Raw genomic sequence first — 16,771 nt, forward strand, 5'->3', positions numbered from 1 at the left:
GGGTCAGGGCGCCCAGTGACTCGCCGGATCCGCCGCGAGGAACGAGACCACCAGCGGGTTGAAGAGCTCCGGCGACTCCACCGGCAGGATGTGGGTGCCCGGTAGCACGGCGAAGCGACCGCGGGGAAGCACTCGGGAGAGTGCGAGGACGTGCTCGAGACGGACGACGCCCCGGTCGGCCGCGACCACCAGGGTCGGCGCCACGATATCGGCGAAGTCGTCGAGCTCGTATTCGGGCTCGCGGCTGAGCATGGCGACCGTCTTGTCGTACACGTCGTCGAAATGCTCGGGGCCGTCAGGTGATACGGCGACATATCCACTGCGCAGGAATTCCACCGTGGACGGATTCCGTTGCTGGATCAGGCTGAAGAACTCCGCGGCCTCCTGGCCGTCGGTGTTGACGTAATTGGCCACCAGCACCATCCGGTTGACCAGGTCGGGTCGTTCACGGGCGACGAGCAGGGCAACCACCGCACCGTCGCTCCAGCCCACCAGATGGGCGGGCGTGCGCACCACGGTCTCGAGGTAGCCGATGGTCTCCGCGGCCATGTCGGCGTAGCTGAACGGGCCGTCGTGATCGGGTGAGTGACCGTGCCCGCTGCGCTCGGGTGCGTAGACGTTCAGTCCGACGCCGGTGAAGTCGGCGATCTGCGCGCCCCACGTGGCCGCCGAGCCGAACGCACCGTGCAGCAGCACGATGGCCTGGCCGGAGGGATCACCGCCGTGGAAGTGCCACAGCGCTCGTCCGCCGACATCGACGTAGACGCCGCCGTCGACCTGTACACCCGCGGTCACGCTCGACACTTCGCCCATCGTTCCAGAACTGCCCGCCCATCGGGAAACGGTTGCGACTCGAAAGGGCAACGACGTGCGAGAACGGGATTATCTCTGACACATCCGCGGTCGGTCGATTAGGTTCACTTCAGTAACAATGCGTCGTCCGGCAGGTGTGCGGACGACCGCGGGGCGGTCGCGAATGAAGGGGTCCGATGGACGTTCGTCAGAGGTCTGGTCGTCGTGTCGGGCTGCGCCCGGCCGTCTTCCTGGTCGTCTCGGGCTTGATGGTGGCATTGTGTGCAGGAACAGGTCCTGCCCTGGCCGCTCCGGGCGATCCGCCGCCTCCGATGGGTCTCGGTCAGCTGGGGGCGTCGTCGACGATCTCCCTACCCGGTCAGCAGGGCGAGACCAGTCTCACCCTGCCCGTCCCGAAGGACCTCACCCCGTCGGTGCTGCGCGGCAACGTGCAGATCCCCGCGTTCGTCACCGGTGGCAGCATCGACGTCCTGCAGGGCGACCGGCTGATCTCCCGGACCCCCGTCAGCACCGCACCGAACGCGCCCATCGAACTTCCGCTACGTGGGGTGCGCGTCGAGAAGAACGCCGCGGACATCGTCCTGCGCGGATATCTGCGCGCAGAGGGGTTCTGCCAGTTCGACGCCGATCACGCGCTGCGCATCACCAACACCTCGGTCGCCTACACCGGGCGTGAGGCGATCCCGACGGACGTCGCGGAGTTTCTCCCGCCGGTGCTGCGTGGGCTCACCATCTACATCCCCCAGGACGTGAAATCGGCGGAGGGCGAGGCCGCGGTCAACCTGGCGACCGCGGTGGTGTCCAACTACGGGTCCGCGCAGGTGCCGATCGAGACCGTGGCGCTGCCGCGCGGCGCGACACCGCCGACGGTGCCGGGTCCTCTCGAACGACAGATCGTGATCAACACGGATGCCTCGCCCGGTTTGAGTCTCCACGACAACCGAGGTAGCGCCTACCTCGAGATCGGCGGTTCGTCCGACGAACTGGTGACGCAGACGCAGTTCCTGACGTCCAGCCTCGCTCCGATCGCGCTGAGTTCCTCGGCGGTGGCCGGATCTCTCCGGGCCGCGCCGCAGATCGCGCCGGATGTGACGAACCTTTCCGACCTCGGCGTCTCGGACCAGAGCGTGACCTCGGCGGCCTGGCCGAGTCTCACGGTGGGTATCGACCAGACCCGCTTGGGCAGGCCGTCCAAGGGGATCCGGGTCCAGCTCACCGGCTCCTACAGCCCCGGCCCGGCCGACGCCGACGGTCTGCTCTCGGTGCGGATCGGGGACCGGGTGATCTCGACGATCCCCACCGACGAGAGCGGTACCTACGACACCTGGGTCGACGTCCCCGACGAACTGCTGAGCCGGTACACCGAGCTGACGGTGACCCTCGAGCGAGGGAACCTCGGTGAGAGCTGTGGCACCGGGTATCGCAGCACGTTGAGCCTGAGTTCGGCGGGTGAGGTCCAGACCGAGGAGGCCGATCCGCCACAGCCGGGCGGTTTCGGCTCCCTGCCGCAGGCGCTGATGCCGCGGACCCAACTCGCATGGACCAAGGGAGATCCCGCCGACGTGTCCCGGGCGGTGTCGATCGCGTCGGGTCTTCAGAAACTGTCGGCCGTACCGCTCGGGCTCGACGTGGTGTCGATGGACGACGCGGGTTCCTCCGATCAGCCGGCGATCCTGATCTCGTCGGACGGCGGTGGGCTGCCCGATCTGAACCTGCCTCTGCAATCGGACGGCCGCACGCTGAAAGTTGTTTCCGGTTCGGGTGATTCGGAGCAGACGTCGTCGGTGACCCTCAATCCGGGTGTCAACTTCGGAGCGCTCGAGGTCACCCGCGCGGGTGACCGTAGCCTCCTGGTCGCGACGTCGACGAACGATGCGCGGGATCTCGACGGCCTGCTGAGCTGGCTCTCGACCGGAGATCGCTGGTCGTCGGCCGGCGGGGACGCGATCCTCCAGGTGGCCGGTCACGACCCGGTGTCGGTGGCCTCCGACGAGATGAATGCTGGTCAGCAGCAATCCGATTCGGATGCCGCGGAAGCAGGGTTCGCGATCGCGGGTGTTCTGGTGGCGGCCGTGCTGCTCGCCGGGCTGGTGGTGCTGGGCACGATCCTGCTGCGCAGGCGACGTCACCGCGGTCCGACCACGCCGACGTCATGACCACCGGCACCGCGCCGGCAGCTGCGGTCCGCGGTCCGGGACTACGTGAGCGTCTCGCACAGAACCCCGGGGTCGTGGTGGCGGTGCGGTGGGGCCTCCTCCTGGCGTCCACGGCCATCGCGTTCTGGCAGACCCTCGGAGCGGTGGTCGACGAGATGCGCGCCGGCACGATCATCACCTACCTGCCGGCCGCCGTGATCCTCGTCGGAATCGCCGCAGTCGGCATATCCTGGCGCCGCGCAACGGAATTGCCGATCTACGACCGTCAGACCGATGCGATCGTCGGGGTGGTCCTGCTGCTGGTGGCCATCTCGGTGAAGGTGATGAACCTCCGGTATCCCGATGCGTACCTCACCTCGCACGTCGACCTGCTCGCCCTCTGGGTGTTCCTGCTGGGCGGTGCCTGCATGGTGTTCGGGTTGCGGCCCGTCGGGCGGTACGGATGGGCGTGGTTGCTGCTGTTGATGATCTTTCCGGTGCCGTACCGGATGATCGTGCTGCCGCTGGGCGGTGACTCGCTCGCCGCCGGTGTGGTGATGGTCCTGTTCGGTGCGATGGCGACCGGCGTGGCGACCGGACGGACGCGCCGGCGGGGGTTCGCCGGTGCGGCCATCGCGGCGGCGGTCGGCGTGGCCGCCCTGATCGGGGTGCGGGTGCTGTTCCCGGACGCGGCGCGGATCGTCTACCAGACCGTGCCTGCGGTGGGCGCCGCCCTCGTGGCGAGCGCCTGGCTCTACGTCGACTATCGACGTCAGCCCCACGAATCCTGGAGTCCCCTCGGCCGATCCATGTACCCGGTGTCGGTGCGCAAGGTAGGGCGTCCCGGGATCGCGCTGGTCCTGTTCGCGGTCGCGATGTTCTTCATCCCCATCCCGTCCTATGGCGACATACCCAGCGCGCGTGTCGACGGGCTGAACACACGCCCTCCGATGGCTGTGCCGTCGGGCTGGGTGCAGGGCAGCGTGACTCGCTACGACTGGGTGACCCGTCTCTATGGTCCCGAATCCAGCATGACCGTCCAAGATCTCTTCCAATCGCAGGGCAGCACCCAGTTCGACAAGTTCGCCCGCCCGCGCAAGGTCCAGGTGAACGCCATCGAGGCTTCGAATCCGTTGCGGTTCGAGGTCTATCCGGCGATCTTCGTCTACGACCTCGTCGGTGACCGGTTCAGCGACCCGATGCCGGTCGAGCTGCCCCACGGCGTCACCGGCTATCTGCAGACGATCGTCGACGACGACAGCTACCTGACCTTCAACCGGCTGTACTGGACCTGGACCGACGGACGGCGCACGCAGCGGGTCAATCTGCTGTCGGTCGACAACCACGAACCCGACGCCGCCTTCCCGTCCCCGGACCTCACCGTGGCACGCAACATGTCGACATTCCTGTCCGTCCTGTTCCGGGGCAACGCGGTCACCATCGACCTCCAACCTCAGCTCAAGGACCGGGATCTGCTGGTCGGGTGTGCCACCGACCTGATCAACACGCAGGTCGACGCGATCGGGGGAGAATCGTGAGAAACGGCGAGACACGTGGTGTCGACGAGTTGCTGGCCGACCCGGACTACCGTGAGGCCGCACTGTACGACGCCGTGGAACGGCTCCGCGACGAGGACCCGGAGATGACCGCGTCGGTGCCGTTCAGCCGCGGGCAGAAGATCATCGGGCTCTCGCTGGTGGTGGTCATCGTCGCGCTCCTGGTGATCTTCCCGATCGCCACCATCGCCGCCCTGGTGTCGATCGCCACCGTGGTCTACATCCTCGCGCTGGTCGACCGCGTCCTCATCTTCCGGCGCGGGTTGGTCAACGGCGCGATCGTGATCACCGACGACGAGGCCATGGCGATCGCCGACGACGATCTGCCGCCCTACACGGTGCTCGTGCCGGCGTACGGGGAGCCGGAGGTGGTGGGCGACCTGATCGCCGCGATGGAGTCGTTGGAGTACCCACCCGACAAATTGCAGGTGCTGTTGCTGCTGGAGGAAGACGACGCGCCGACGATCGAGGCGGCCCGCGACGTCGGCGACAACGATCTGGTGACCGTGGTCCTGGTGCCGCCGGCACAGCCGCGCACGAAACCCAAGGCGTGCAACTACGGGCTGCACTTCTCCACCGGCGACATCGTCACCATCTACGATGCCGAGGACCTGCCCGATCCGCTGCAGCTGCGCCGCGTGGTCGCCGCATTCCGTGGTTCGGACGACTCGGTGGTCTGCATTCAGGGCAAGCTGAACTTCCACAACTCGCGCGACAACGTGCTCACCGAATGGTTCACCGCCGACTACGGGATCTGGTTCAGCTACCTGCTACCCGGCCTGATGGTGAGTCGCTCGCCGATTCCGTTGGGGGGGACGTCGAACCACTTCATCCGCGCCGTGGTCGACGACATCGGCGCCTGGGATCCGTTCAACGTGACCGAGGATGCGGATCTCGGCGTACGGATCGCGGGGCGGGGATACCGCACCGCCGTGCTCGATTCGCTGACGTTGGAGGAGGCCAACGTGGACGCGATCAACTGGGTACGGCAGCGCTCACGTTGGTACAAGGGCTACATGCAGACGTGGCTGGTACACATGCGCCGTCCGGTCGCACTGTGGCGGATCCTGGGGGCGGTCGGGTGGTATCGGTTTACGCTCCTCATCGCCGGCACCCCGCTGATCGCGTGCATGAACATGGTCTTCTGGCTGATCATGGTGATCTGGTTCGCAGGGCAGCCGAAGGTGTTCGCGGACATCTTCCCCGGGCCGATCTACTACCTCTCGCTGGTGTCGCTGATCTTCGGTAACGGTGCCGCCATCTACATGAACCTCATCTCGATCCGGGAGGACGGCCGCAGCAAACTCATCTGGTCCGCGCTGATCGTGCCGGCCTACTGGGTCTTGATGAGCATCGCCGCGATCAAGGGGATGTGGCAGATGCTGTTCAATCCGTCGTACTGGGAGAAGACCTTTCACGGCCTGTCGACCAGTTCGGAGGAGGCAGGTGACGACGAGGAGGCCGCCGAGCCGTCGACGAGCGCGGGTACCGCATGAACCGCCGGCAGATCATCGCGCTGTTCGTGGTGGTGTGGATCCTCTACCTCATCGCCGGGGTGCACCTCGCCACCGAGGTCCGGTTCTTCATGGGGGACTCCCTGTCCCGCGTGCAGTCCGCCCAGAGCGTGCTGTTCAGCCGCGATCCGCATGTCTCCGCGATCGGCTTCATCTTCACGCCGCTGACGGCTCTCGCCCAGCTGCCACTGACCGCGCTGACCCCGATCTTCCCGGCGATGACCACCTCGGCGATCTCGGCGGCGATCATGTCGTCGGCGTTCATGGCCGGGTCGGTGATCCAGGTGTCCGGGATCGCGCGCGATCGTGGTGTGGCGCCGTGGATCTCGATCACCGTGACACTGGCCTACGCACTCAACCCGATGATCGTGTTCTACGGCGCCAACGGGATGAGCGAGGCGCCGTATCTGTTCTTCCTCGCGTGGGCGGTCAGGCGCGGTATGCGGTGGAACGACACCGACGACGTCCACGAGTTGGTCACCGCCGGCATGGCTCTCGGTTTCGCCTACCTGACACGCTATGACGGCGCGGCGGCAGCACTGGCCGGCGGGATCGTCGTCGCCGTCGCATCCTACCGGCGTTCGCCCAAGGACGACCGGGTGTCCCGGAGTCTCCTCGACATGGGCATCTTCGCACTGCCGAGTGCCGTGGCCTTTGTGGTGTGGGCGATCACGAGCTGGTTGATCACCGGTAGCTTCTTCGCGCAGGTGGCATCCCAGTACGGCAACACGGCGATCCTGGAGCTGTCGGGCGGCAGCGGATCGTCGAATGCCTTCACCGCTCTGAGGTTCTCGCTCGTCGAGGTATTGATCCTCGCACCACTGTTCCCGCTGTTGCTGGCCCTCGTCATCGTCGTCCGGCGGCGCTGGGGGCGCCTGGCGCCGCTGTTGGCGCCACTGCCGCTGATCGGTGCGGTGCTGTTCTTCCAGATCGTCAGCTATGCCCGGGGTTCCACCTTCGGGTTCCTGCGCTTCTACATCACCGTGGTCCTGCTGGCGGCGGTGGTCGCGCTGATAGCGGTACCGGCGAGCAGATCACAGCCCTTCCGGCGGCTGGGCACGGCCGCCCACATGCCGGAGGTCGCCGATCGCCGCAAGGAGAAGACTTATGTCGCACTGGGTCTCGTCGCGGTCGTCACCATGCTGGTGGCGGTTCCGGTGACCGCGTACGGCATGACCTCGACGAAGTATGCACCCCAGGAGTTCGCGCTCGAGCAAGTGATGTTCCCCGATCCCGATTCGGTGGACCAGAAGGACCTCGACGCCCAGCGGACGATCCGGTCGTTCTCCACGGAACGGTCCCTGGCCCAGTATCTCGACGCGCTGCATCTCCCGGACGGCAGCGTCCTGTGCGACACCGTGTACGGCTTCGCCGTCATCGCGCAGTCGGCGCGTCCCAAACAGTTCGTGATCCCGTCGGACGAAGATTTCGCCGAGGCCGTGAACGACCCCGTGGCGCACCACATCCAGCTGATGCTCTCGGTGCCGCTGACCGGCCGTGGCGCCTCGGACGCGCTGAACATCCGTTATCCCACGCTCTACGAGAACGGCGGCGGCATCGGGGTGTTGATGGTCGAAGCGCCCAACCAGGGTGCGGATCTGCCGGACTGGCGCATCTATCGGGTCACGCCCGCCGCAGAGATGACCGAAGCGGAACAGATCAAGGTGGATGAGTCGGAGAAAGAGGACGCGGAGGAAGCGGCGACATCTTCCGCGGGTGGACCGACACGGGCCGTGACCGGCTGATCCCGGGTCACCCGACCTTCTCGGCGACGACCTTCCAGGCGGGGTCGTCGGGGCCGATGTCGTATGTGCACTCGTCGGGCCGCGGGTCGGGGACAAAGGCCCAGAGCAATCCACCTGCGGTCCCCGCCGCCCGCTGTTCGGAGAGCTTGTCGCGGAACTGATCCGCGCGGGTCGCCACCGGCAGACAGGAACCGGCGTTGATACCGATCTCGTTGACCACGATCGGTTTGCCGAGGCGGCGTGCCTGCTCGATCCGGGTCGGCAGATCGCTGCCCGCCGGACCGTAATCGGTGGGTCCCCCGCCGTAGTCGTGGAAGTCGAGGACGTCGACCTGCGCCGACGCCCCGACCGTGGCATAGTCGTCGCCTTCGGTCCCGCACTGATCACCACCGATGAGCCCGGCGAAGATCGGACGGGCGGGATCGATGGAACGCAGTTGCTCGCCCGCCTCGTCGAAGAACGTCCGCAGTACCGCGGCGCCGCCGCCCGGACATTCGCGCGCCTGCCAGTCGCAGCCGCGGTCGCTGCAGATACTGGCCTCGGGTTCGCCCACCAGTTCCCAGCCCGCGACGGTCGGCCGGCCCTTCCATCGGTTCACGGCGGTGGTCATCCACTCGGCGAAGGTCATGCCGCCCGATGATTTCTTGGTTCGCCAACCGTCGGCGTACCAGGAACGGTCCTTGAATCTGCCGTCCTCGCAGGCGCCGGTGCTGCCGGTCAGCACGGGAAGGATCATCTGTCCGTGGCGGGCGGCGGCGGCGAAGACCGCGTCGAGCGGACCGTAGTCGACCAGTCCCGACGTCTTGTCGACAGCGAACATCGCGAACAGACTGATGCGGGTCAACGCGCGCGGCGGGAGGGCGGCGAAGTACTTGTCGAGGTCGACCTCGGCTCCACAACCCCGGTTGACCGACCAATCGGTGCCGAGTTGGTAGGCGTTGAAGCCCGTCGGCCACCAGTCGTGTCCGTCGAGCTGAAGGCCGGTGGGGGTGGTGGTGACGCGGCCGCTGAAATCGTTGTGGTCGCTGGAGCCGTCGGAAGAACTCGACGTCGAGCATCCGACTGCGACGATCGACGTCGCAACCAGAAGGACGTACAGCCAGGCAACCGTCCGGAGCCGATGCACAGACGGAGACTACTCCGCCGCGGCAGTAGGGTCCGGGTTATGGATGTCGATCTCAATCGGGTGGCCGGTGCGCTCGGGTGTGTCGCGGCCGGGGTCATCGTGGTCGCGGGATGCGGATCGTCGGGGGACGTCGCGGTCTCGAGTGTGTCGCCGACCCCCTCGTCGTCGGAGGTGACATCGGCGACTGCCGCACCGGTCGCGACGCCGGTGCTGCGGCCGCCGTATGTCGACCATGTCGACTGGGTGCAGACCGACGTGGGGGCCAGCCTGCAGATCCACCCGACACCGTCGGGACGGCGGACCGACGATCAGCGGGGCGCGGACGTCGCCTGGAGCGAGGTGCTGGCGATGGAACCGGATGCCGACACCCCGGGCATGCGTGCACAGTTCGACTGCCACTGGGATTTTGCGCGCGCGGTCGAGCCCGACAAACCGAGCTGGAACATCGAGCCGTCGCGGCCGGTGGTCACCGATCAGGTGATGATCGAGACCCGCTGTAACCCGGGCGCGCCCGAGGAGTGACGCGTCGATCGGGCACGAAACTCGTCGATCGGGCGCGGGGTCAGCGCGTCGCGAACGTGCGCCGGTGGCCGGCCCAGCGGCAGACCACATAGATCACGAACGAGATCGTGGTCACGAACACCGAGACAGGTAGGCCCGGCGCCAGCGACAAGATCAAGCCGCCCACCGCGGCGATCTCCGCGAACACCACCGACAACACGATCACCGTCGTCGGGTTCGCGGTGAGTCGGGCGGCGGCCGCAGCCGGTGTGATCAGCAACGACATCACCAACAGGGCGCCGATGATCTGGACGCCCTGGGCGCACGCGAGACCCATCAGCACGGCGAAGACCACCGACAGGGTCCGGACCGGAACCCCGTGCGCGAGGGCGACACGCGGATCGAGCGACGCGAACAACAGTGGCCGGTAGATCACCGCCATGCCGATCACCACGATGACGGTCGTGATCGCGACCGCAGTCAGACCACCGGTGCCCACGCTGACGACCTGTCCGGTGAGCATCGCGAATCCGGTTCGCGCACTGCCGTAGAGGGACAGGAAGAGCACGCCGAGGCCGAGACCGAAGGCCATCACCACACCGATCACCGAATCCCGCTCGCGCGCCCGGTTTCCCATGAATCCGAACACTGCCGCGACTACGACCGCGCCGATCACACCACCGACGTTGATGCTGATGCCGAGCAGAAGGGCGGCCGAAGCCCCGGTCACCGACAACTCGCTGATGCCATGGACGGCGAAGGACATCTGCCGGGCCACGATGAGGGGACCGAGGATGCCGCCGAGCAGACCCAGCAGCGCGACCGCGATGAGCGATTGCTGGACGAAGCCACGCCCGAGGAGTTCGGCCGTCTCGCCGAGATCCCAGAGTCTGCTGATCTGTATCTCCGCGGCCGCCTGCGGGATTGCGACGGTCATGTGAGGCCGGACCGCCCTCCGTCGTCGCCCGGTTGGACGCCGGCCGTCGGTGGCTCGGGCCGATGCTCGCAGTGGTGAGCGTCCTCGCCGCCGATCACCAGCAGCCGTCCGTTGACGCGCAACACCTCGACGTCACTTCCGTACAGGTTCGAGAGGGTTTCGGTGGTCATCACCTCGTCGGGCGTGCCGATGCGGAAGTGTCCACCGACCAGGTAGAGCACCCGATCGACGTAGGGGAGGATCGGGTTGATCTCGTGAGTCACGAACACGATGGCGGTGTCGGCGTTGCGACGGCGTTCGTCGATGAGTTCGACGACGAGCTGCTGGTTGGTCGGGTCCAGGCTCGACAGCGGTTCGTCGCAGAGCAGCAACGCCGGATCGCCGGTGAGCGACTGGGCGACCCGCAGCCGTTGTTGTTCGCCACCGGACAGCAGGCCCATCGGGGCATCGGCGTAGGCGGTGGCCCCCACCTCCGCCAGCGCTGCGTCCACGAGCCGCTTACGGCGCGCTCGACCACGGAGCCCGATACCCCAGCGGCCGCCGTCGACGCCGAAGCCGACGAGGTCGCGGCCACGCATGGCCATCGGATCGGAGTCGTCGGCGTGCTGCTGCGGGATGTATCCGATCGCGTCCGTGACGTCGAGGTGGCCCGAGTCGAGCGGGTACTGACCCAGGAGGCAACGTAGAAACGAGGTCTTGCCGGAACCGTTCGGACCGAGCACCGCGATGAACTCGCCGCGCGCGATGCGCAGATTCAGGTCGTCCCAGAGAACCCGCGTCCCGAAGGCCAGTCGTCCGTGCTCGAAGGTCGCCACCGCGCCCGGCCCGGCGGCGGTCGTCCGGGCGGCCGCCGGGGTGGCGCTGTGGTCGGGATCAGCCATGGTGTCAGTGTGCGGCATGGTCACCCAGGGCGGCGCTCAACGCCTGGATCTGTCCGGACTGCCACGCGATGTAGTCGGTGACGCCGTCGGGCAGGGTCTCGGTGAACTTCACCACCGGGACACCCGACTTCTGGGCGGACGCCAGCACGCTCTCGGTGACCGAATCGACCGCCTGCGTGTTGTAGACGAGGGCATGGACGGTGCGAGACGAGAGCAGATCCTCCATGGCGGCCCGGTCTGCGGCCGATGGGGACTGCCCCTCCTCCACCGATTGGGTGAAACCGGCGGGCGCCACGTCGATGAGTCCGGCCTCGTCGAGCAGATAGCCGGCCAGCGGTTCGGTCTGCGCGACCTTGGTCCCGTCGTGAGCCGCCTTGATGTCGGCCAACTGCCCACGCAGACCGGTGATCTTCTCGTTGAAGGCCTTCGCGTTGGTGCGGAATGTCTCGGCGTTGGCGGGGTCCTTGTCCGCCAACGCGTCGCCGACCTCCGTCGCGACCTCCCCGACGACGGCCAGGTCGTAGAAGACGTGCTCGTTCATGTCACCGTGATCGTGACCGTCGCCGGCGTCGTGTCCCTCGCCGGCCAGCAGGTCGAAGGCGTTGATCGCGGTCGCCTCCGAGCCCTTGATGGCGTCCTCCATGTAGGCGTCGTAGTGGCCGCCGTTCAACACGACGACATCGGCGTCGGTGACCTCGGCGGTGTCGGCGGCGGAGGCCTCGAACTCGTGGGGATCACCTTCGGAGTTGGTGTACAGCGAGGTCACGGTGGCCTTGTCGCCTGCCACCGCCGACGCCACGGAACTCCACACGTTGGTCGAGGTGACCACCGTCGGCGTGCCGGAGTCGGTGCCGTCGTCGGTACCCGAGCACCCGGCCAGGGCCATGGCCCCCGCTCCGAGCAGGGCAACAGTTGCAGCCAGTGTTCGCCTCATCGTGTTCTCCGCCTCACGCAAATGACAATCGTTACCGAAAGGAGTGTAGGGGAGTCCCCGTGCGAGCGGCGAATCGGACCGGCCACACGGGCTCGCGACACCGATAGCCATCAATTCAATCGTGTACTATCGATATCGCCCTGACGGGAAGCGCGGTGACTACCCTCGGGTCGTGGGGCACCGGACATGAGGAGCAGCGAAATGGGTCGGCGTATCCACACGATGCGGCGCGGCGGTGCCGCGTGACCGAAGAGCGAACCACCCCGACGGCCATGCAATATGTGCGATACGCCTACGGGGCGAAGCTCCCGCCGTCGATGAACGAATGGGTGACGCGTGATCTGGCCGGACCAGGTGCGACGATTCGGATGGTCGTCCGCTGGGCGATCCCGTGTCTCTTGCTGATCACGCCGATGTTGTTCGTACCGGCGGATCTGGTGGTGCGGCTCAACATGACGATCCCGATCATCATCCCGTACATCTTCTTCTCGATCGCGCTCAACCGGGTGTACCGCCGTCACCGATTGAGTCAGCACGGACTCGATCCCGACCTGGTCAACAAACTCGAGCGGGACCGCAACGCCGACCTCTACGACGAGTACCGGAGGAAGTATCGCGGGCGGTGAGCCCTCGGCGACTCAGCCGCGTGGTACGCGTGCCCCGGCGGTCGTCACCACCGGGACGACGAAGCGCTCCAGCATGACTCGCTCGTCTGCCGCGGTCTCGCCCGGACTCGTCAGCAGCGAGAGGATGACACGCACCACCCACCGCGCGCGGTCACGTCGTTGCGTGGGGTCGACATCCGGGGCGATGTCGCCCAGGAACTCCACCGCGATCTCCTCGATGGCGGGTGAGAGCAATGCCAGATTCGCCGACCGTGCCGCAGCGTCGGAGACAAACCAGGCGGATAGGGCTGGATTCGATCGCACACCGTCGACGGCCGTGGTCACCGCGGCAACCAGCCGGGCGCCCGCATCGGGTTCGTGCCGCACTGCTGCGGCGATCGCTGCGCCCAGCTCGGTCGCGGCGCGATCGACATACGCGGCAAGCACTTCCGACTTTCCCGGATAGTATCGATAGAGCGTGGCGCGTGAGCATCCCGCGGCGGAGGCGATGTCACGCATGGTCACCATGGACACACCTTTCTCGATGAACATCTGCTCGGCGATGTCGAGGATGCGTTGTGCGGCGAGCTCGGCGCGTTCGGGTGCCAGCCAGTCGGCCGTGGCCCGGGTATCAGACATGGAACGGCACGAAGGTCGGTCGTCGGACGTAATTGCCCTGCGCCCACTCGATCCCGTCGACGTCGACGGTGAAATCGGGGTGTCGCGAGAGCAGTTCGGTGAGGGCGACCCGCCCCTGCATCCGGGCCGCCGCAGCGCCGAGGCAGTGATGATTGCCATGGCTGAACGTGAGGATGTTGCGGGGCCGGCGGGTCACGTCGAGGTCGTCGGCATCGGGACCGTAGACGTCCGCGTCGCGATTGGCCGAACCGTAGCAGAGCAGCACCTTGCGGCCGGCAGGAATGGTCACCGCGCCGTCGTGCGCGTCGGGCGGGAGATGCCCCGCGCGCCGGGTGTCCGGCGCCGGATACGAGACATCGCGAGTTGTGGTGCGCGCCAGACCTTGTACGGGCGAGGTCAATCGGAGGAACTCGTCGATGGCACCCGGGATCAGGTCCGGGTCCGCGACGAGCCGTCGCCGCTGATCGGGGTGCTGATGCAGTAGCGCGACGCTGCCGCCGAGCAGACCCGTCGTCGTGTCGTTGCCGCCGGCGACCATCGTGAAGGTGAACGCCAGGATGGAGAGGAGCCCGGCGGGATCGTCGGGGTCGTCGGCGAGGCCTGCGGCGACGAGCTGCGAGACCGTGTCGTCGGAGGGGTGTCGCCTGCGGTGGTCGACGAGTTCGGTGAAGTACGAGAGCATCTCCATCGTCGCCGCACCGGCCGATTCGCCCGCCGCCGCCATCCCGCCGACACCCGAGGCGGCGCCGACGATCGCTTGGGTCCAGCCGTCGAACCGGGGCCAATCCTCTTCGGGCACACCGAGATAGTGGGCCACCACCATACTCGGGAGCGGCTTGAAGAGCTCTCCGACGATGTCGGCTGGGCCGTCGGCGGGCAGTCGGTCGAGGCGTTCGGCGACGAACTCGCGGACCTTCGGTTCCACCTCGACGACCTGTCGCGGAGTGAAGCCGCGCGCGACCAGCTTGCGGAATTCGGTGTGCACCGGCGGATCCTGCATCACCATCGGCGGGTGGTCGGCCATGCCGATGGCATCGAGTTCGCCGTAGGTGACGGTGAGCCCCTGCGCGGAGGAGAAGGTCGACGTGTCGTTGGCGGCCGCCATGACGTCGGCATGCCGGGTCAGGACCCAGAAGTCGCCGCCCTCGGCACCGTCGGCATCGTCGGCCGGCACCCGGTGGACCGGGGAGTGTTGCCGCAGCGCCGCGTACATCGGGTACGGGTCCGCCCACGACGGTCCCGATCGTAGGACGTACCGGACAGCGGAAGACACTTTGGATGTCATGTTTCGAGAGTGAGACACCATCGCGATTGTGTCAACCACCGCTCGGCGATTGGTCAGGGGAGGTCGGGACGGCGATGCGGCCGGGCCGAGCGGTCCCGCCGACTTTCTCTAAGGTGGAGGGATGACCAGCCCCCCGTTGCCGAGGCGCGTGGCACTCATCTCCGTGCACACGTCACCGCTTGCGCAGCCGGGTACCGGCGATGCCGGGGGTATGAACGTCTACGTCTGGCAGACGGCGACACGGATGGCGCGCCGTGGCGTCGAGGTCGAGATCTTCACCCGCGCGACGTCGTCGTCGGATGCACCGAGCGTCCAGGCCGCACCCGGGGTGACCGTCCGCAACGTGGTGGCCGGGCCGTTCGAAGGCCTCGACAAACGTGATCTTCCTGCTCAGCTGTGTGCATTCACCGCGGGCGTCCTGCGGGCGGAGGCCATGCAGAAGCCCGGGTACTACGACCTGATCCACTCGCACTATTGGTTGTCCGGCCAGGTCGGGTGGCTCGCGCGGGACCGATGGGGCGTGCCGTTGGTCCACACCGCGCACACGCTGGCCGCGGTGAAGAACGCATCCTTGGCGAAGGGCGACACAGCCGAACCGATGCTCCGGGTGATCGGCGAGCAGCAGGTGGTCGACGAGGCCGATCGCATGGTGGTGAACACCCAGACCGAAGCGACCGAGCTGGTGTCGATGTACAACGCCGACCGCTCACGGATCGACGTGGTGACCCCGGGCGCGGATCTCGACGTGTATTCGCCCGGCCCGCGCGACTGGGCGCGGGCCGAGCTCGGCCTCCGCGACGATGAGACGGTGTTGACCTTCGTCGGACGCATCCAGCCCCTCAAGGCTCCCGACGTGTTGCTCGCCGCGGCGGCACCCATCGTCGAGCGGTCGCGCAGGCAGGGGCGTGCGGTCCGCGTCCTCATCGTCGGCGGGCCGTCGGGTACCGGACTGGCCCAACCCACCTCTCTCATCGATCTGGCCGCTGATCTGGGCATCACCGATGCCGTGACCTTCTTGCCGCCGCAGTCCGCCGACCGGCTCGCCCAGGTGTACCGGGCGTCGGACCTGGTTGCGGTGCCGAGCTATTCGGAGAGCTTCGGCCTGGTCGCCATCGAGGCGCAGGCCTGCGGGACACCGGTGGTGGCCGCCGACGTCGGCGGCCTGAGCGTGGCCGTCGCGGACGGTCGGACCGGGGTGCTGGTGGACGGGCACGACGTCGAGGACTGGTCCCACGCGATCGGCGGACTCCTCGCCGATCCCGACCGCCTGGGACTGTTCCGGCAGAACGCCCGGGCGCATGCCGAGCAGTTCTCGTGGGAGCACACCGCAACCCAGCTGCTCACCAGCTATTCAGGGGCGATGCAGTCGTTCGCCAGCCGTAACCCGGCGGCTGCGGGCGCGGCCACGGCGCGGCGCGGTTCCCGGCGCTGGCGCAGGCGCCGGTCCAAGATGAGTGTGGGACAAGGGTGATCGAGTGAACCAGGCAGAGATCGTTGAACTGCTCGAGAACGCATTGACAGAACGGGAGATCTCGTTCAGTCGCAAAGACGCGGGCGGTGCCCAAGCCGAGCACATCGTGTTGGAGCTGCCGGGCGAGCGCAAGCTGAAGACCACGGTGCTGCTCACCGCGGGTCCGCACGGGGTGCGCGTGGAGGCCTTCGTGTGCAGGCGTCCGGACGAGAACCACGAAGGTGTCTACCGGTACCTGCTCCGCCGCAATCGTCGTCTCTACGGTGTCGCGTACACCATCGACAACACCGGTGACATCTATCTGGTCGGCCGGATCTCGGGTGACGCACTGAGCGCCGACGAGGTGGATCGGGTGCTCGGGCAGGTCCTCGAGGCCGCCGACGGCGACTTCAACACCCTCTTGGAGATCGGATTCCTGGCCTCGATCCAGCGTGAATGGGCGTGGCGGGTCTCGCGTGGCGAATCCCTGCGCAACCTCCTCGCCTTCGAGCACCTCATCGACAAGGAGTCGCTCCCGGAGCCGGGCGAACCCCTCGAGGGACGATATGTACCCGGGGACACCGCAGTGGACCGGGCGGGCGAGCAGCCCGATACCGCCCTGGCCGACGGCAACGAGAACTGAACGCGCG

General features: G+C 67.3%; 15 protein-coding genes. 8 read left to right on the forward strand and 7 right to left on the reverse strand.

Annotated elements, in window-relative coordinates:
* Nucleotides 1–3 precede the first annotated feature (3 nt).
* Nucleotides 4–804 (reverse strand): alpha/beta hydrolase, encoded by an 801-nt coding sequence (locus GTV32_RS20110; RefSeq protein ID WP_161061815.1) that lies wholly within the window; start codon nt 802–804, stop codon nt 4–6.
* 185 nt (nt 805–989) lie between these two features.
* On the opposite strand from GTV32_RS20110, the gene GTV32_RS20115 reads away from it, so the two are divergent.
* Genes GTV32_RS20115 through GTV32_RS20130 form a run of 4 tightly spaced genes read left to right on the forward strand, consistent with a single transcriptional unit; the run spans nt 990 to nt 7,763 of the window.
* The gene (locus tag GTV32_RS20115) at nt 990–2,969 is read left to right on the forward strand and encodes a cellulose biosynthesis cyclic di-GMP-binding regulatory protein BcsB (RefSeq protein ID WP_237421597.1); all 1,980 of its coding nucleotides are present in this window, start codon (nt 990–992) and stop codon (nt 2,967–2,969) included.
* A complete protein-coding gene (locus tag GTV32_RS20120) occupies nt 2,966–4,486 on the forward strand; it encodes an exosortase/archaeosortase family protein (protein ID WP_161061816.1) in 1,521 nt (506 codons plus the stop codon). Before GTV32_RS20115 ends, GTV32_RS20120 begins: the two co-directional genes overlap by 4 nt.
* Nucleotides 4,483–6,000, forward strand: coding sequence for a glycosyltransferase (locus GTV32_RS20125; RefSeq protein WP_343287400.1), 1,518 nt, complete (start codon nt 4,483–4,485; stop codon nt 5,998–6,000). Before GTV32_RS20120 ends, GTV32_RS20125 begins: the two co-directional genes overlap by 4 nt.
* Entirely contained in the window at nt 5,997–7,763 is a 1,767-nt protein-coding gene (locus GTV32_RS20130; RefSeq protein ID WP_161061818.1) for a glycosyltransferase family 39 protein, read from the forward strand. Before GTV32_RS20125 ends, GTV32_RS20130 begins: the two co-directional genes overlap by 4 nt.
* Nucleotides 7,764–7,770: 7 nt before the next feature.
* Here the strand turns inward: GTV32_RS20130 and GTV32_RS20135 are convergent, their stop codons facing one another.
* A complete protein-coding gene (locus GTV32_RS20135) occupies nt 7,771–8,835 on the reverse strand; it encodes a beta-mannosidase (protein WP_343287460.1) in 1,065 nt (354 codons plus the stop codon).
* A gap of 93 nt (nt 8,836–8,928) precedes the next feature.
* Here GTV32_RS20135 and GTV32_RS20140 point away from each other — a divergent pair, with 93 nt between their 5' ends.
* Entirely contained in the window at nt 8,929–9,411 is a 483-nt protein-coding gene (locus GTV32_RS20140; RefSeq protein WP_161061819.1) for a DUF2599 domain-containing protein, read from the forward strand.
* A 40-nt stretch (nt 9,412–9,451) separates the two neighbouring features.
* Here GTV32_RS20140 and GTV32_RS20145 read toward each other — a convergent pair whose 3' ends face one another.
* From GTV32_RS20145 to GTV32_RS20155, 3 genes are read right to left on the reverse strand one after another with little or no spacing between them, the layout of a single operon-like run.
* Nucleotides 9,452–10,327, reverse strand: coding sequence for a metal ABC transporter permease (locus GTV32_RS20145; RefSeq protein WP_161061820.1), 876 nt, complete (start codon nt 10,325–10,327; stop codon nt 9,452–9,454).
* A complete protein-coding gene (locus GTV32_RS20150; RefSeq protein ID WP_161061821.1) occupies nt 10,324–11,208 on the reverse strand; it encodes a metal ABC transporter ATP-binding protein in 885 nt (294 codons plus the stop codon). Before GTV32_RS20150 ends, GTV32_RS20145 begins: the two co-directional genes overlap by 4 nt.
* A 4-nt stretch (nt 11,209–11,212) precedes the next feature.
* Nucleotides 11,213–12,142: a zinc ABC transporter substrate-binding protein gene (locus tag GTV32_RS20155; RefSeq protein WP_161061822.1), complete on the reverse strand. Its 930-nt coding sequence runs from the start codon at nt 12,140–12,142 to the stop codon at nt 11,213–11,215.
* 272 nt (nt 12,143–12,414) lie between these two features.
* Here GTV32_RS20155 and GTV32_RS20160 point away from each other — a divergent pair, with 272 nt between their 5' ends.
* On the forward strand, nt 12,415–12,768 hold the full coding sequence (locus GTV32_RS20160) for a DUF5313 family protein (RefSeq protein ID WP_161062660.1): 354 nt from the start codon (nt 12,415–12,417) through the stop codon (nt 12,766–12,768).
* A 12-nt stretch (nt 12,769–12,780) separates the two neighbouring features.
* Here the strand turns inward: GTV32_RS20160 and GTV32_RS20165 are convergent, their stop codons facing one another.
* Both GTV32_RS20165 and GTV32_RS20170 read right to left on the reverse strand, forming a co-directional pair.
* Nucleotides 12,781–13,386: a TetR/AcrR family transcriptional regulator gene (locus GTV32_RS20165; RefSeq protein WP_161061823.1), complete on the reverse strand. Its 606-nt coding sequence runs from the start codon at nt 13,384–13,386 to the stop codon at nt 12,781–12,783.
* The gene (locus GTV32_RS20170; protein ID WP_161061824.1) at nt 13,379–14,671 is read right to left on the reverse strand and encodes a cytochrome P450; all 1,293 of its coding nucleotides are present in this window, start codon (nt 14,669–14,671) and stop codon (nt 13,379–13,381) included. Before GTV32_RS20170 ends, GTV32_RS20165 begins: the two co-directional genes overlap by 8 nt.
* A gap of 121 nt (nt 14,672–14,792) precedes the next feature.
* Between GTV32_RS20170 and mshA the strand changes: the two genes are divergently transcribed.
* Together mshA and GTV32_RS20180 are read left to right on the forward strand one after the other, a co-directional pair.
* Entirely contained in the window at nt 14,793–16,142 is a 1,350-nt protein-coding gene (gene mshA, locus GTV32_RS20175) for a D-inositol-3-phosphate glycosyltransferase (protein WP_161061825.1), read from the forward strand.
* Nucleotides 16,143–16,146: 4 nt separating this feature from the next.
* Entirely contained in the window at nt 16,147–16,764 is a 618-nt protein-coding gene (locus GTV32_RS20180; RefSeq protein ID WP_161061826.1) for a YbjN domain-containing protein, read from the forward strand.
* Nucleotides 16,765–16,771: the final 7 nt, after the last annotated feature.

Source organism: Gordonia sp. SID5947 (assembly GCF_009862785.1).
GTDB lineage: Bacteria > Actinomycetota > Actinomycetes > Mycobacteriales > Mycobacteriaceae > Gordonia.

Excerpts from the sequence above, each read along its gene's own strand:
- GTV32_RS20120 (WP_161061816.1), top strand. The coding sequence starts at position 2,966 with ATGACCACCGGCACCGCGCCGGCAGCTGCGGTCCGCGGTCCGGGACTA.
- GTV32_RS20130 (WP_161061818.1), top strand. The coding sequence starts at position 5,997 with ATGAACCGCCGGCAGATCATCGCGCTGTTCGTGGTGGTGTGGATCCTC.
- GTV32_RS20115 (WP_237421597.1), top strand. The coding sequence starts at position 990 with ATGGACGTTCGTCAGAGGTCTGGTCGTCGTGTCGGGCTGCGCCCGGCC.
- GTV32_RS20165 (WP_161061823.1), bottom strand. The coding sequence starts at position 13,386 with ATGTCTGATACCCGGGCCACGGCCGACTGGCTGGCACCCGAACGCGCC.
- GTV32_RS20170 (WP_161061824.1), bottom strand. The coding sequence starts at position 14,671 with ATGACATCCAAAGTGTCTTCCGCTGTCCGGTACGTCCTACGATCGGGA.
- mshA (WP_161061825.1), top strand. The coding sequence starts at position 14,793 with ATGACCAGCCCCCCGTTGCCGAGGCGCGTGGCACTCATCTCCGTGCAC.
- GTV32_RS20155 (WP_161061822.1), bottom strand. The coding sequence starts at position 12,142 with ATGAGGCGAACACTGGCTGCAACTGTTGCCCTGCTCGGAGCGGGGGCC.
- GTV32_RS20150 (WP_161061821.1), bottom strand. The coding sequence starts at position 11,208 with ATGGCTGATCCCGACCACAGCGCCACCCCGGCGGCCGCCCGGACGACC.
- GTV32_RS20160 (WP_161062660.1), top strand. The coding sequence starts at position 12,415 with ATGCAATATGTGCGATACGCCTACGGGGCGAAGCTCCCGCCGTCGATG.
- GTV32_RS20145 (WP_161061820.1), bottom strand. The coding sequence starts at position 10,327 with ATGACCGTCGCAATCCCGCAGGCGGCCGCGGAGATACAGATCAGCAGA.
- GTV32_RS20140 (WP_161061819.1), top strand. The coding sequence starts at position 8,929 with ATGGATGTCGATCTCAATCGGGTGGCCGGTGCGCTCGGGTGTGTCGCG.